Source organism: Streptomyces sp. NPDC048416, assembly GCF_043200435.1.
Lineage (GTDB): Bacteria > Actinomycetota > Actinomycetes > Streptomycetales > Streptomycetaceae > Streptomyces.
The window spans coordinates 41,270-55,984 of record NZ_JBICXU010000042.1; the positions used below are offsets into that span (position 1 = coordinate 41,270).

At 71.3% G+C, this 14,715-nt stretch carries 12 protein-coding genes and 1 pseudogene; 3 read left to right on the forward strand and 10 right to left on the reverse strand.

Annotated features, from left to right (window positions below):
- Nucleotides 1-30 precede the first annotated feature (30 nt).
- The 6 genes and pseudogenes from ACGFW5_RS32890 to ACGFW5_RS32915 form a co-directional block, all read right to left on the reverse strand.
- Nucleotides 31-1,701 (reverse strand): hypothetical protein, encoded by a 1,671-nt coding sequence (locus ACGFW5_RS32890; protein ID WP_393837992.1) that lies wholly within the window; start codon nt 1,699-1,701, stop codon nt 31-33.
- 710 nt (nt 1,702-2,411) lie between these two features.
- Nucleotides 2,412-2,744 carry a helix-turn-helix transcriptional regulator gene (locus ACGFW5_RS32895; RefSeq protein WP_358291084.1) on the reverse strand — a complete coding sequence of 111 codons (333 nt, stop codon included), beginning with the start codon at nt 2,742-2,744 and terminating at the stop codon, nt 2,412-2,414.
- A complete protein-coding gene (locus tag ACGFW5_RS32900) occupies nt 2,741-3,865 on the reverse strand; it encodes a tyrosine-type recombinase/integrase (protein WP_358291043.1) in 1,125 nt (374 codons plus the stop codon). The genes ACGFW5_RS32895 and ACGFW5_RS32900 overlap by 4 nt, the downstream gene beginning before the upstream one ends.
- A gap of 169 nt (nt 3,866-4,034) precedes the next feature.
- Nucleotides 4,035-4,391, reverse strand: a pseudogene (locus tag ACGFW5_RS32905) (DUF2637 domain-containing protein); the annotation flags it as partial.
- Between the two features lie 104 nt (nt 4,392-4,495).
- Entirely contained in the window at nt 4,496-5,272 is a 777-nt protein-coding gene (locus ACGFW5_RS32910; protein WP_393837993.1) for a DUF3558 domain-containing protein, read from the reverse strand.
- Between the two features lie 32 nt (nt 5,273-5,304).
- Complete coding sequence (locus tag ACGFW5_RS32915; RefSeq protein ID WP_393837994.1) at nt 5,305-6,183, reverse strand: DUF3558 domain-containing protein; 879 nt, start codon at nt 6,181-6,183, stop codon at nt 5,305-5,307.
- 200 nt (nt 6,184-6,383) lie between these two features.
- Between ACGFW5_RS32915 and ACGFW5_RS32920 the strand changes: the two genes are divergently transcribed.
- On the forward strand, nt 6,384-7,577 hold the full coding sequence (locus tag ACGFW5_RS32920) for an RtcB family protein (RefSeq protein WP_393837995.1): 1,194 nt from the start codon (nt 6,384-6,386) through the stop codon (nt 7,575-7,577).
- Nucleotides 7,578-8,297: 720 nt separating this feature from the next.
- On the opposite strand, the gene ACGFW5_RS32925 is transcribed toward ACGFW5_RS32920, so the two are convergent.
- Nucleotides 8,298-9,338 carry a hypothetical protein gene (locus tag ACGFW5_RS32925; protein ID WP_393837996.1) on the reverse strand — a complete coding sequence of 347 codons (1,041 nt, stop codon included), beginning with the start codon at nt 9,336-9,338 and terminating at the stop codon, nt 8,298-8,300.
- A 607-nt stretch (nt 9,339-9,945) separates the two neighbouring features.
- Between ACGFW5_RS32925 and ACGFW5_RS32930 the strand changes: the two genes are divergently transcribed.
- Complete coding sequence (locus ACGFW5_RS32930) at nt 9,946-10,773, forward strand: helix-turn-helix domain-containing protein (protein WP_393837997.1); 828 nt, start codon at nt 9,946-9,948, stop codon at nt 10,771-10,773.
- A gap of 172 nt (nt 10,774-10,945) precedes the next feature.
- Here the strand turns inward: ACGFW5_RS32930 and ACGFW5_RS32935 are convergent, their stop codons facing one another.
- The 3 genes from ACGFW5_RS32935 to ACGFW5_RS32945 all read right to left on the reverse strand — a co-directional run bounded on the left by ACGFW5_RS32935 (nt 10,946) and on the right by ACGFW5_RS32945 (nt 13,930).
- Nucleotides 10,946-11,710, reverse strand: a complete 765-nt coding sequence (locus ACGFW5_RS32935) for an SDR family NAD(P)-dependent oxidoreductase (RefSeq protein WP_393837998.1) — start codon at nt 11,708-11,710, stop codon at nt 10,946-10,948.
- A gap of 78 nt (nt 11,711-11,788) precedes the next feature.
- A complete protein-coding gene (locus ACGFW5_RS32940; RefSeq protein ID WP_393837999.1) occupies nt 11,789-12,124 on the reverse strand; it encodes a YnfA family protein in 336 nt (111 codons plus the stop codon).
- 111 nt (nt 12,125-12,235) lie between these two features.
- A complete protein-coding gene (locus ACGFW5_RS32945; protein ID WP_393838000.1) occupies nt 12,236-13,930 on the reverse strand; it encodes an FAD-dependent monooxygenase in 1,695 nt (564 codons plus the stop codon).
- Nucleotides 13,931-14,045: 115 nt separating this feature from the next.
- Between ACGFW5_RS32945 and ACGFW5_RS32950 the strand changes: the two genes are divergently transcribed.
- The gene (locus ACGFW5_RS32950) at nt 14,046-14,627 is read left to right on the forward strand and encodes a TetR family transcriptional regulator (protein ID WP_393838001.1); all 582 of its coding nucleotides are present in this window, start codon (nt 14,046-14,048) and stop codon (nt 14,625-14,627) included.
- The last annotated feature ends 88 nt before the right edge of the window (nt 14,628-14,715 follow it).

The following is a 14,715-nucleotide window of genomic DNA, read 5'->3' on the forward strand; positions in this document are numbered from 1 at the left end:
GGCGGTGGGGACCCGGTGGGCCACCATCCACTAGCCGCCGGGAGTACGCACCAGCGTTGGCGTGCCTGAGTCGCTGGAGCCTGCGCGATTCTTGGTGTCTTCGGTGCGCGCGGCGACGTAGGTGGCCCAGTCCTTGCGGATGTAGTTGACCCAGCGGGTGGTGGTGCTGATGTGCATGCCGAGGTAGTCGGCGACGATCACGGCGGGGAAGTCTGAGGCGAGGGCGACGAGGGCTGAATTGCGGGTGGGGCGTGCGGTGATGCCCAGGCTCTTGAGGCGGGAGCGGATGGTCTGCGGGCTGACTGGGCGCCCGGGGGAGACACCGGGGAACAGGTAGGCGGGCTGCGTCTCGCCGTCGGGGGACTGGAAGGCCGAGCGGCGGCGGGGCGGGGGAGCGGTGGCCAGGCGGGTCAGGAGATCGGCGAGCGGGGGCGGCAGGGGCAGCGGGCTGGAGCCGATCTTCAGGACGGTGTCGCCCTTCGCTGTCCGCTCCAGTTGATCGCACGTCAGATGCCGCAGGCGTTGCAGGGGTAGGCCGTACAGCAGGCTGAGGGCCGCGATGCAGCGGGTGTCGAGGGGCAGGGTGGTGTCGGTGAGGCAGCGTTGCAGGAGGGGCCACTGGTTGTCTTCGTCGAGGAAGGAGGTGGGCTGGTCCGCGGGGCGGGGCGGCACCGTGAGGGATCCGGTGAGGCGGCGTGCCGCGGTCCAGGTCAGGAAGTAGCTGATGTCGCGGCGGGCGGTGGTGCCCTCGGAGAGCCAGATGTCGAGGACATGCTGGTTCAAGGCGTTGAGGGCGAGGTACTGGTCGTCTAGCCACTTCAGCAGGTGCAGGGCCTGGCCGAGGCGGGCGCGCAGTCCGTATTCGTCGCTGGCCTTGTAGGGGCGGTTGGTGGCGCGGCGGCGGGCGCGCTTGAGGAGGAACCAGTGCAGGAAGGGGCGCATGAGGGTGCCGTGGTGGGCGGGGCGGGTGGCGAGCTGGGTCTCCAGCCAGGCGGGGATCCGCTCGACGTCATCCGCCTGGGGCGGCAGGACGCGGCTGTGGACAAGCAGGTCGCGGAGGTAGTTGACGCTCATCCCGGAGCCGAATGCGTCCAGGCTCTCGTGGGTCAACGGTTCCCCGGATGCGGCTAGTTGGGCGAGCAGGCGAAGGGAGGGGCTGCCGGCGCAACGCTCGATGGCATCGGCAGGGTTGTCGACCTGGGAGAACACCTCTAGAAGTGGGAGGAGTTGCGCGGTGATCTGTCCGTCGGGGCCGGTGAGTAGTGTGCGCAGGCGGTCGTCGAGGACGCAGTAGGCGCAGCGGCCGGCGGCGTGGAGGTAGCCGGTGCGGCCGCAGCAGGCGCAGGCGTAGTCGACGGGGTATCCGGCGCACGGTCCGCACAGTCCGGCTCCGCTTGCGGTCCGGCCGGTCAGCGGGTGGGTGCCGTGGCAGAGGGCGCACTCGGCCGGGGTGTGCAGGATCTTGAGGTAGCAGGTCTGGCATACGGCGCCCAGGGGCCAGTGTGCGGAGATGGGCCGCTGGCGACGGCAGCGGGTGCAGGTGGCGGCGGGGCGCTCCGTGCAGGGGCCGCACACCGGTTTGTCGGTGCGGGCGTGGTAGCAGGGCCGGGTGCGTCCGCAGCGATGGCATACGGCTTCGGGGGTGCGGTAGCAGTCCTGGCAGAGGGCGGGCTCGCCGTTCCGGGCACGCTGGACGATCACACGCGGCTCACCGCAACCGCCGCAGAGGAGGCGAGCGCGGCGAAATCCGCTGAAACACTTCGGGCATACCTTCGCCGGGCGTGCCTCGGTGGGCGGCGAGCCCGCGCAACTGTCGCAGGGTTCTTCGGGCTTGGCGTGACAGCGTGGGCACAGCGACGTGCCGTCGGGCAGCCGGGTGGACACGCGTTGGTTCCGGCCGCACTCCCGGCACGGTTCCCGTTTCTGGGCTAAATAGCAGGCCTGGCACCAGTCGCCGCCCGGCTGCTTGGAGTGCAGACGAATGTTCTCGCGACCACACCGGGCGCACGTGCCCACCGTGTGGCGCGCCTTGCTGATGCAGCCATTGCACAGGCGGCCCTCCGCCCGCACGAGGGGCAGGTCCTCGCGTACCTTTCCGCAACCCGCGCACGCCGGGCGCGTCACTGGGTACCCGGCCGCGTACAGCACCCAGATCACCTTCAGCAGCAGCTTCGGCCCGCTCGAGCGGCCTGACGTCAGCGCATCCCCGTGAGCGCCCAGGTGGGCGGCTAGATCCTCCAGGGTGCGCGTGGTGAACGGTCGGGACCGCTCCAGCAGGTTCACCGCGGCAGGTTGGGTCAACCCCGGAACAGCGGCGGCGAGTTGGGACGCGACCGACGATTCTGCATCCTCGCGCCTCTGCGCTGACGCTGCCCGTTTCGCTGCGTTCCGTGCGGTCCGGTCGACCACTCTCACATCCCCTCCGGACGCCGGATCGACGTACGCCGCACCATCGGAATGGGCGCTGACGGCTCCCCACCGCCGTCCGCGGTCTTGCGGACCTGTTGGTTGACGACCTGCACTTCCACGAGGTCGTTCGGGGTGCAGCCGAGGATGTCGCACAGCGCAGCCAGGGTGTCCATGGACATTCGCTGTGGTGGCTGAGTGACCAGCCGGAATACCTGCTCGCGCGAGAGCACGATCCCGCGCTCCGCGAGCAGCGGTACCAGATCGGTCGTCTGGTACATCTCCTGCTCGGCCATCAGACGGCGCAGATGCCACTGATAGCCCATCTTCTTGATCACTTCGAATCCTCCCATAGGCCGGGGTACCTCTGGGACAACTGCTTGCGCACTAGCCGGTTGCGGAAGTCGTCTCCGACCCCGGAATAAAGAGCCGTGGTGCTGGCGTAGGCGTGGCCGGCCTGGTCCTGCACGAACTTCTCCGGGTACCCGAACTCGATCGCATGCGTGATGTACGAGTGCCGCAGGCAGTGCAGGTCCAACTCCTTCTCCAGACCCGCCGCGTCCCGGGCGGCGGCGAACGCCTCGTTAACCGACCGCTTCGAGATTCGCCCCCGCCGCTCGGTCATCCAGATGGCAGGATGCGCCCCCGGGCTGAATCGGGGCCGTACCTCGGCCAGGTAGTGCTCCAGCACCTCCACGATCCAGTCCATCTCCGAGATCGTGAACACCGTGCGCCGCTTGGGCGGGCTCCCCTTCGACGACTTGCCCCACCGTACGAACACCGCCCCGTGCTTCCCGTACTGGGTGATCTTCGGGTTGCGCCGTAGGTCCGCGAGATCGAGCCCCAGGCCCTCACGACGCCGCAGCCCGTAGGCGTAGTAGGTCTTGATCATCGCGGAGTCCCGCAGCGCACACAGCACCCCCTTGCGCTTCAGCGCCCGGATCTCCTCCACTCGCCCGTCGAGCGCGTCGAACAGCTTCTGTACCTCGTCGTACGACAGCGGCCGACGGCGAGGGTCACCTTCGTACTCGGACGTGTGCGTGGCGGTGTTCAGCTCGTGCCAGATCTGCACCGGCACCCGCCCGAACTGCTCATGGCACAGCGCGAGCCACCCGTAGCGCGGATCGGTCACGTACTCGAGGAACATCTTCAGCTGGTTCTCGTACCCACGCCCGGTTGAGCTCGCCAGCCCCTTCTCCCGGGTCTGCAGCTGGCTGATGAAAGCCTCGCCCTCAGCCGGCTCCCACTGCCAGGGGTACTGGTTCGTGTACCGCCAGAATCGGCGCACCATCTGCAGCCGAGGCTTGATCGTCGAATCCCACTTCAGGAACCGCGACCGTTGCTGCCGGGCCCAGCCCTCCAGCATCGCATCGAAGACCGCCGACTCCGGGTTGAGTCGCATCTCCACACCGGCCAGCACGAGGTGCGCGGAACCCGTCAGATCCACCGCCTGATTCATGTTGCTTCTAACGCAACATCGTTGAATCGGTTACGCGAGCCTATGAAAGCCCAGCTCAGGCCGCTACCGCGAGCCGCCCACCCTCGTTGACCCCGCCGAGTTGACCTGCGCTTACGTTTATCACTCGCATCGTGCGGAATGCCGAACCAGATGCAACTCCGCCCATTCCGGAGACCACGAACAGGACCGGGATGACGGCGTGCATGCCCACACCCAGCGGGTCCGGCCAGGCGGCGGCGCCGTTGAAGGCGATCGTGGCGGCCGTGAGCAGCCAGGCGGTCTGGCGCAGCAGCGGGAACGGGATCCGCATCCAGGTGAGCAGCAGGTCGAGCGCGAGCAGCACACAGATGCCCGCGTCGACCCCGACCGGGAAGACGTAGGAGAAGTTCCCGAAGCCCTTGTGCAGGGCGAGCTCGCGGACCGCGGCGTACGAACCCGCGAAACCGATCCCGGCGATCACCACGGCACCCGCGACCACCACGCCGATCAGAATGCGGTGCGTCCGTGTCAGCTGAGTCGCGGCCACCCGCGTCCCCTCCCCTTGTCAAGCAACTGGCGGGCACAGCCTGGCACATGCGTACGGAGTCCGGCCCACAGGGGAGGGCCGGACTCCGTACGGTTGCGCGAGCGCTACTTCTTGTTCGCGGCGGCCACCGCCGCCACCGCCTCCTTGGCCGCTCCGGTCGCGCCGTCCTGCACGTCCTTGGTCTCCGGGGCGTCGGCGCCCTGGTAGCCGGTGCCGTTGTAGTCGACGGCGACCACGGCGTTGGCGGTGCGCACCACGACGACGGCGTACCTGAAGTCCGCGTCGGTCTTCTTCAGGTCGAACGTGACGGCGGTCGCCTGGTCGCCGAGACCGGCGACCGGGGCGGTCTTCACGTACTGGGCGTCGGCCGTCGCCTTGGCCGCCGAGACCGCGTGCTCGAACTGCTTCTGCGCCAGCGCCTCGCCGCTGCCGAGCCCCGGCGTGGAGTCGTAGCGCTTGAGGTCGACGTCGAGCCAGCGGTACTGCGAGCCGTCGACGCCCTTGTCGTCCAGGCCGTTCCAGGTGCAGCTTGCCTGGGACTGCGGGTCCGACGACTTGCCGACCTCGCCCGCCTTGGTCTTCGCCTTCGGTACGTACGTGTCGATCGAATCCTCGCTGATCGACTGGCACGCCTCGGGGAGCTTGGTGAACTTCGCCGGCGCGAGGGAGGGCGAGGCGCCGGGCTGCTTGCTGCCGGAAGCCGACGCGGAGGCCGAGGCGGACGCCGGGTCCGCCTTCTTCTTGGCGCCGCCGGAGTCGGAGGAACAGCCCACTGCGACGAGCATCACAGGGACGGCGGCACAGGCGAGGACACGGGCGAGCCGGATGCGCGGGGCCGGGGCGTGGGCCTTTTCGGGGGTGGCCGGGGCTGATCGGTGCATGATTCCTTCGCTTCGTTCTTCGCGCTGGAGCGCTATTCGCTGAACTGCTCGACGAGCCGGCCGGCCAGGGCCTGGGCCTGCTCCTGCAGCTCCTTGCTGTCGGGGACCGGGGCGGGTGCCATGGTCTGGGCGGTGTACTCGATGGTCACGATGACGTTGGACGTACGGAAGACCACTGTGACGGTACGTTGTCCGCCGCCCTGGCCGGCGCCTGCGCCGGACGGGGACGATACGTCGTCGAGGAACGCGGCGTCGCCGAGCCCGCTGAGCCTGCGCGGCTGGAGGCCGTCCGTGCCGGTGCCGTCCGACGGGCTGGGCGACGTGGAGCCGGCGGTGGAGGGGGACGCGGAGCCCGCGGTGGACGGCGGGGCCGAAGAGCCGGGGCTCGCGGAGGCGCCGGGGGGTGTGGAGGCGCCGGGGGAGGCGGAGGCGCGCGGGCCGGCCGGGGGCGTGACGGGCGCGGAGCTCTGGGGGGCCGGCAGGTCGGCCGCCGACTCCTTCTTCCCGTACAGCTCCTTGGTCTGGTCGTCGTCGCTCACCGTGGGGTCGTACGACACGACCCGCTCGAAGTCGACCATGAGCCTGCGCACACCGTCGGGCGTCTCGTCCTTCCAGCGGCAGCCGACCCTGCGGTCGGTGTCGTAGGTGAGGTCGGCGGTGCCCGCGTACTCCTTCTCCGCGTCGGCGTCCGCCAGTCCGGCGGCGCCCGGCAGCATGTCCTTGAGCACGGTCTTGCTCACGGCGTGGCAGGGCTCGGGCAGCGTGCGGTACTTGCCGGGCGGCGCCGGGGCGCCCTTGGTCACACCGCCCTTGGAATCGGTGCTCGAACCGTTGGATCCGGACGCCGCGGAACAGCCCGACGCGAGGGCCACCAGGAGCGCGAGACCGGGCACGTACGCCTTTCGCTGCACGGTTCGAAGGCTCCTTCCAGCGGGACGACGGAGAGAAAAACGGTTGCCGCCGCGGGGCGGTGGCCGAACACAATGTGTATCGCACGCGCACCTGTGAACGCCGGTCCACTGTCCTTGTTGTGGGGTTTGGCGCCGTTTTTTGCCCTACGCGCGGTTTCGGGCCTTGCTGCCGTTTTTCACTCTCGGGGGATCGAAGAATTATGTCGTACACGGAAATGCCCGGCGCACGGGTGCCCATCAGGATGTGGACGGACCCGGCGTCGGTCGACGCGGGGGCGATGCAGCAGCTGCACAACGTCGCCACCCTGCCGTGGATCAAGGGTCTCGCGGTGATGCCGGACGTCCATTACGGCAAGGGGGCCACCGTCGGCTCGGTCATCGCGATGCACGGCGCGGTGTGCCCGGCGGCGGTGGGCGTCGACATCGGCTGCGGCATGTCCGCCGTCAAGACGACCTTGACCGCCAACGACCTGCCGGGCGACCTCTCCCGGCTCCGCTCCAAGATCGAGCAGGCGATCCCGGTGGGGCGCGGCATGCACGCCGACCCGGTGGACCCGGGCCGGCTGCACGGCTTCGCGGCCTCGGGGTGGGAGGGGTTCTGGGAGCGGTTCGGGGGGATCGCGGAAGCCGTTAGGTTCCGTGCGGAGCGCGCCGCGAAGCAGATGGGGACGCTCGGCTCCGGCAACCACTTCGTGGAGTTCTGTCTGGACGAGTCGGGTGCGGTCTGGCTGATGCTGCACTCCGGGTCCCGCAACATCGGCAAGGAGCTCGCCGACTTCCACATCGGCCAGGCGCAGAAGCTGCCGCACAACCAGGGCCTGGTCGACCGCGACCTCGCCGTCTTCGTCGCGGACACCCCGCAGATGGCGGCGTACCGCAGCGATCTGTTCTGGGCGCAGGAATACGCCACGTACAACCGGGCGATCATGATGGCGCTCTTCCAGGACGTGGTCCGCAAGGAGTTCAAGAAGGCCAAGGTCGGCTTCGAACCGGTCATCTCCTGTCACCACAACTACGTGGCCGAGGAGCGGTACGACGGCATGGACCTGCTGGTCACCCGCAAGGGCGCGATCCGGGCGGGCGCGGGGGACTTCGGGATCATCCCGGGTTCGATGGGCACGGGCTCGTACATCGTCAAGGGCCTCGGCAACAAGGCGTCCTTCAACTCGGCCTCGCACGGCGCAGGACGCAGGATGAGCCGGAGCGCGGCCAAGCGGGCGTTCTCCACCCGGGACCTGGCCGAGCAGACGCGGGGCGTGGAGTGCCGCAAGGACTCCGGCGTCGTGGACGAGATCCCGGGCGCGTACAAGCCCATCGAGAAGGTCATGGACCAGCAGCGCGACCTGGTGGAGGTCGTCGCGAAGCTCAAGCAGGTGGTCTGCGTCAAGGGCTGACGGGGACGGGCCGGGACCGGATTCGGGGCGCGTGGCCGGGCCGGGCCGGGGGCCGTATTCGTTCGGCGGGGGAGCACGGGCGCGTCGAGGGCCGGATTCGTATGCGGGCGCGCGGGCGTGCCGGAACGGCCGGATTCTTCGGGGGAGCGCGGCCGGGCCGGGGGCCTGGGCCCCCGGCCGCCGCCTCTTCCCGGCCCGCATGCCGGGAAAGCGCCGGATGTGGCGCACGGCTGTGCCTTCGGCGAGCCGAGGCCTGCCGAGCACTGCCCGTATCACGAGGACGTACCGGGGAGGGGTCCGGTTTTCGTCCGGGCGGCACTGGCAGAAGCCGCTCGGTGTCCGCGGGACGCCCGGCAGGGCATCGTCTGCCCATGCCCTGCACTGCCGGTTCTGGCGTACGCGGACAACGTCCTCGTGACAGCGGACGTAGGGACGGTCCAGCACCGCCCGGTACGGGATGTGCCGTTGATCGTCCTCACTCAGCATGCAGGAAGCGGCGATGGTTTTCCGCTGAAGATTTATCCGCTGAAAAGCCGGGTGGGAAAAGATCCGGCCTGGTCGGCGGGATACCGGTGAGCGGTGGCCGAGATTCCCGGGCCGGGACCGGACCCGGGTTGGGGTGCTGGCCCGAGGTCGGATCGGTGCCGGATCGGTGCTGGTTCGGTGCCGGACCGGGGCTGGTTCGGGGGCGCCGCGCCGCGGCCCGGTCGTGCGGGTGTCTCAGGCCGTGGCCCGGCCCTGGCGGGGCGGCCGGTCGTCGATGAGCCGTTCGTCGGACAGCGCCCACTGGTAGGTCAGTTCCTGAAGGGTGGACGCTCCGAACAACTCCCGCAAGGTGTGCACCTCCTTGGAGAGGCTGCGCAGTCCGATGCCGAGGCGCTGGGCGGTGAGCCGCTGCTCGATGCCCCGCGCCATGTCGCGCAGGATCTCGCGCTGAAGCAGCGTCGTGCGCGTGCCGCGCGCACCCGCCGGCCCCGCCGCGCCGACGTACGGATCGCCGTTCCAGGGGTCGGCGCGGCGCCAGCACTCCTCGAACACCTCGGCGATGAACGCCACCACCGCCCGGTCCCGCACATGCCAGGAGGCATGGCCGGGCGCGGAGTTGACGACGTGGTCGGAGATGAACGCCTGCCGCCTGTCGATGATCACGCAGCGCTGGAACTGGGTGACCTGGGTACGGAACTGCGCGCCGCGCCCCGTCATCGCGGTCACATACCCGCGGGTCACCGCGTCGTCCCGGCAGGTGTCCAGGTAGAGGCTGCGGATGTGGACACCCCGGGTGAGCGCCGCGCCGTCGCGCTCCTCGACGGCCGTCAGCCGCTCCCGGGTGCGCGGGCCGCAGGGCTGCGCGGTGAGCAGTTCGGCACGGGCCCGGCCGACGGCCTGCTCGATGCGGGCCTCGACGAGTTCGGGCTCGCCCAGGAATTCCGAGCCCCGGCCCGAACGCCATTTGGCCCGCTCGAAGTGCAGGCCGAGCTCGTCGGTGACCTGGGGGATGCGCGCCATGAGTGCGGCGTTGGCGGCCATCCGGCGCAGCTCGTCGTCCAGCCGGCGCCGGCCCGCCTCCTGGGGGTCGAGCGCGATGACCAGATGTGGCAGCTGCGGATCGGTGCTGACCAGGCCCCATGCGGTGAGCTCGGCGAGCGCCCGGGCATCGCGCTGGGGGTCGACGTGCTCGTGGCGGGTCACCCGGCCGTAGACGTCGACGGCCTCCGGCGACAGCGCTCCGGCGTCGGCCGCCCGGCCGTCCGGTTCGCCCATGTCTGCTCCCGTTGCGCCGCTGCGTGTGTGCGCCCTGCGTACGTGCGCATCCCGCTACCGCTTGCTCCGTGCAGGGCCCGTCGGCCAGCGTACCCGTGGGGTCTCTCGTGACGGGTGCCTCGGCGGGCCCTGAGCGGCGGCCGCCAGGGGGTGTCCGGTGTCCGCAGGGCCGCCCGAACCCCGACCCATCCATGAAAGGGCACACCTCGCCAAGCACCTCCCGGCCCCCGATGCGCCCGCGCCCGCCGTCGTCCCCGCCCTGCCCGCGGTGACCGGTCCCTCAGCCCCGACGCCCGCGCCCGGGGCCGTCGTGCTGCCGTACGCGCCGCGCCCCGCACGGCCCCCGGCGGCCGGCGATCACCCCGCGGCCACCCGCCGCGTACCGGCCAAGAAACCCGCTCGGGCCACGGGGCGTACATCGATCATGGAACGTACGCCGACAATGGAACGTACGCCGACCATGGGGCACGCGCCGACCGCACGGTGCGCGCCGACGGCCCGGTCCGGATCCGATGGCAGAGTCGGGGCAGGAGGCCGGGAGCGGCTGTTCCAACCGCGCGGCCGACGGCGACGTCGCCGGCCGCCCGTCACCGGGGGAGAACCACAGATGGACAAGCCCGCTCTGCGCTCTCTGCTGCGCGAGCGCCGCGCTCTGATCAAGCCCGAGAGCCATGGGCTGAGCAGACCCACCCGGCAGGGGCGGCGAGCGCCCGGCCTGTCCCAGGCCCAGATCGACCAGATCCTGCACCGCGCCCCGGACACGTACGGACGCCTTGAGTCCGGCCGCTACCCCAACCCGCCCGCGGACCTGCTCCAGGACGTGGCGCGCCTGCTCGGCATGAACGAGCAGGAGTGGATAGCGCTCTGGCGGTACTGCCTGGGCCAGGACCCGCCGTTCCCCCTGAACTCGCAGTCGGGGGAGGAGATCCCCGGTGTGTGGCAGGAGGCGGTCGACGGCATCGTGCACATGGCATACGTCAACGACCGGTCCTGGAACCTGCTCGCCCACAACGAACGCTGGACGCAGATGTTCCCCGGCGGGAAGGTGCCGCAGAACATCATGCGGTGGATGGCGCTCGACCCGTGCGCGCGGGAGACGCTGGCCGACTGGGAACACTCCTGGGCGCCGCTCGTGCTGCCGCAGCTGCGGGCCGCGCTGGCCGCCGACCCCGCCGATCAGACGCTGGCGCAGATCGAGAAGGAAGTCCTTGAGGACCCGCTCGCCTCCCGCATCTACAACCGGGCCAGCGCCTATCTCCATCTGGACGGCGACGAGCGGCCCCTCAACCACGCCGCCCAGGGCCCGGGCTGGGTGACGATGTGCGCCGCCCAGCCGATGGCCGCGCCGGGCGCCCGCCTGATCATCCTGGTGTTCCACGCGGGCGAGAAACGCCGCCACACACGGACGCCGGTGCTGCGGGCGGCCGAGCGGTAGCGAGAGCTGGAGCTGGAGCTGGTGCTTGAGGGGGCGCGGGCCGGGCTGGTTCGTGTGTGCCGGGGGCCGGGCTGGTACGCGTGCGACACCGGGCGGCCCGGTTCGTGTGCGACGGGGGCCCGGCCGGTGTCGCGGGGAGGGGCGAGCGGGCCGGCGCCCTGGGGCCGTCGCTCTACAGCTCCCGGTGGACCTTGGAGTTGGAGGCCTGGGCGCGGGGGCGGACCACCAGCAGGTCGATGTTGACGTGGCTGGGACGGGTGACCGCCCAGGTGATGGTGTCGGCCACGTCCTCGGCGCTGAGCGGCGCGGCCACGCCCGCGTACACCTTGGCGGCCTTCTCGGTGTCGCCGCGGAATCGGGTCGTGGCGAACTCGTCCGTCTTGACCATGCCGGGCGCGATCTCGATGACCCGTACCGGACGGCCGACGATTTCGAGCCGAAGCGTCTCGGCGAGCACCCGCGCGCCGTTCTTGGCGGCCACGTAACCGCCGCCGCCCTCGTAGGTGGCGTGGCCCGCCGTGGAGGAGAGGATGACGACCGCGCCGTCACCCGACGCCTCAAGCGCGGGAAGCAGCGCCTGGGTGACGTTGAGCGAGCCGATGACGTTCGTCTCGTACATCTGCCGCCAGTCGTCCGGGTTCCCGGTCGCCACCGGGTCCGCGCCCAGCGCGCCGCCCGCGTTGTTGACCAGCACTCCGATGGCGCTGAAGGCGGTGGCGAACTCGTCGACGGCGGCCCGGTCCGTCACGTCCAGCGGGTACGCCGTCGCCTGGTGGCCCGCCGCGTTGATCTCGGCGGCCAGCGCCTCGATGCGGTCCTTGCGGCGGGCGGTCAGCACCACGCGGTAACCGGCGGCGGCGAGGCCGCGGGCGGTGGCGGCACCGATTCCGCTGCTCGCTCCGGTGACGACGGCGATCGGGGTCCCGGCGGCAGTCATGTCGTGCTCCTCGCGCGTGTGGTGAGTACGCCGCCAGGATAGGCGGGCCGGGGTGCGCCCGGCCGGGGCGGGGCGCCTTCAGCGGCCACGCGGCGCGTACATGATGACGGCCATCCCGGCCAGGCAGATCAGCGCGCCCGTGACGTCCCAGCGATCGGGGCGGTAGCCGTCCGCGACCATCCCCCAGGCGAGCGAGCCCGCCACGAAGACACCGCCGTACGCGGCGAGGATCCGGCCGAACTCGGCGTCGGACTGGAGCGTCGCCACGAAGCCGTAGATGCCAAGCGCGAGGACGCCGGCGCCGATCCACACCCAGCCCCGGTGCTCCCTGACACCCTGCCAGACGAGCCACGCGCCCCCGATCTCGAACAGGGCGGCCACGACGAAGAGAAGAGCTGAGCGTGCGACGAGCATGAGGTCAGGGTGGCACGCCACGGCCCGGCGCCGGGCGGGGCGGGCACCCCGGTGCGCCCGGCGCCGGGCGGGCACCCCGGTGGCGTCTTGGAAGGGCGCGCCCGCCGGGGGTCACCGTTGCGCGCGCCCCGTCCAGCGCCTGAGGGCCGCGTGCAGCCCGGCCGGGTCGGGTCGGTCGCTCGCCCAGGCCACGTATCCGTCGGGCCGCACGAGCAGAGTGCTGCCGCGCCCGCTCCTCCAGTGCGCGCCCACCACTCCCTCGGGCGTCACGGGCCGGCTGTCCCGCGGCGTCACCAGGACGAACTCGGCCCGGCGCAACATCTCGTAGAGGCGGCCCCCGGTGAGGTCCAGGTCCGGGGCGCGCTTTCCGGTGAGCGGGTGGGCTCCCCGCTCCGCCCGGTAGGCGATGCCGATGCCGCTGATCATCCCCAACGCCTTGTCGGCGGCCGGGCGCACGGCGCCGAGGACCCCGACGGCCAGCGAACGGACGGCGCGTTGCAGGGGGCTGTGCGCCATGGCGAGCCGTACGAGCGCCCCGCTGCTGCGCAGCACCGACGCGCCGACCGGGTGGCGCTCCGCCTCGTAGCTGTCGAGCAGTGCCTCGGGCTCCGCGGTGCGGCCACGCAGAACGGCGGCGAGTTTCCAGGAGAGGTTCGCGGCATCCTGGAGGCCGGTGTTCATGCCCTGGCCGCCGGCGGGCGAGTGGACGTGCGCGGCGTCCCCGGCGAGGAAGACCCGGCCGACGCGGTAGGACGGGGCCTGGCGTTCGTCGCTGTGGAAGCGGGAGATCCAACGGGCGTCGTGCAGCCCGTAGTCGGCGCCGAACGCTTCGCGGGCGATGGTGCGGAGTTCGTCGAGGTCCACCGGGGTGGTGTCCGGGACCTGACGGTTCCGGTTCCATCCCATGACCCGGTAGTAGCCGTCGCCGAACGGGGCGACGAGGGCGAACGAGTCGCCGGAGCCGCTGACGGTGAGCATGGCGTCCGGCTCCCTGTCGAGCCGGACGTCCGCCAGCACGATCGAGCGGATCACGGCCGTACCGGGGAACGGCAGCCCGAGCGCGTCGCGGACCCTGCTGCGCGCACCGTCGGTGCCGACGAGATGGCGGGCCCGGGCCGTGAGGTGTCCCTCGCCCTCGGGGCCGCGCAGCTCGGCCGTCACTCCGTCGTCGTCCTGGCGCAGGCCCAACAGCTCGGTGCCGTACCGGAATTGGACCCCTTCGGACAGCGCCCGCCGTTCGAGGAGCCGTTCCATCTCGTACTGCGGGGTGACCAGCAGGAAGGGGAAGCGCGAGCGCAGCCGGCTCAGGTCGATGGTGAGCCGGCCGAACATGTCCATGTGGCCGACGGTCGTCCCGCCCTTGACCAACTCCTCGGCGAGCCCGCGGGCGTCGAGCAGTTCCAGGGTGCGCGCGTGGACGCCGAAGGCGCGCGTCATGTTGCTGATCCCGTGCGCCCGGCGCTCGACGACCGTGACACGGAGACCCGCCGCGGCCAGGTCGCCCGCCAGGAGCAGCCCGGTCGGCCCCGAGCCGACGACGAGGACGTCACTGGTCAGCGCCTCGTCATGCCGGGGCGAGGGGGTTGCGTGCGGGGAGGAGGGGGCGGGGGTGGCGGAGCCGGCCGGGATGGCGGGGGTGGTCTTCGTGGCCGAAGCGGGGGCCGGCTGGTCGGCGGAGCGGGAGCGGTCGGAGTCGGCGGGGCTGGAGTCGGCCGGGCCGGAGCTGGTGGGGCCGGAGTCGGCGAGACCGGAGTCGGTGGGGCCGGACGAGTCCGTGGAGCCGGGCGCCTGCGGGGTGTCGCTCATGGCTGCCTCCTGGGTGCCAACGGTTGTTGGTCAACGGCTGTTGGTCAACGCTCGTTGGCAAATGTAGGGCGGGCTCGACTGGCATGTCAACAGGTGTTGGCCTACAGTCGTTGGCATGACGACAGAAGCCCCATCCGGTGGCCCCCGCCGCACCTCCCTGGCCACCAAGGACGCGATTCTCGTCGCCGCCCGCGAGCGCTTCGCCGCCGATGGATACGAGCGCGCGACCATTCGGGCCATCGCCCGGGACGCGGGGATCGACCCGTCGATGGTCATGCGGTACTTCGGGAACAAGGAGGGGCTTTTCGCCGCCGCCTCCGCGATCGACCTGCGCATTCCGAAGTCGGATACGTTGCCCGTCGAGAGCCTGGGCGAAGCGCTCGTGGCGCACTTCCTCGACCGCTGGGAGAGCGACGACGTGCTGACCGCCCTGCTGCGGGTGGGCGTCACCAACGCGGCGGGCGCCGAGCGGGTGCAGGCGATCTTCGCCGAGCAACTGGTCGCGGTGGCGGCCGGTGTCACCCCGGACCCGGACGAGGCCCCGCGCAGGGCCGCGCTGGCCGCGTCGCAGATCCTCGGCATGGCGATGGCCCGCTATGTGCTGCGCTTCCCGCCCGCCGTCGCGCTGACCCGCGAGGAAGTGATCGGCTGGCTGGGGCCCACCCTCCAGCGCTACCTCACGGCCGAGGGGCCTTAGGGGGTGTCTGGTGGATCATGGCCGGGGGTGCGGCGCCTGGCACGGCACCTCGCGGCGTTGCCGAAACGCCCCGATAGCTCCGCTATCA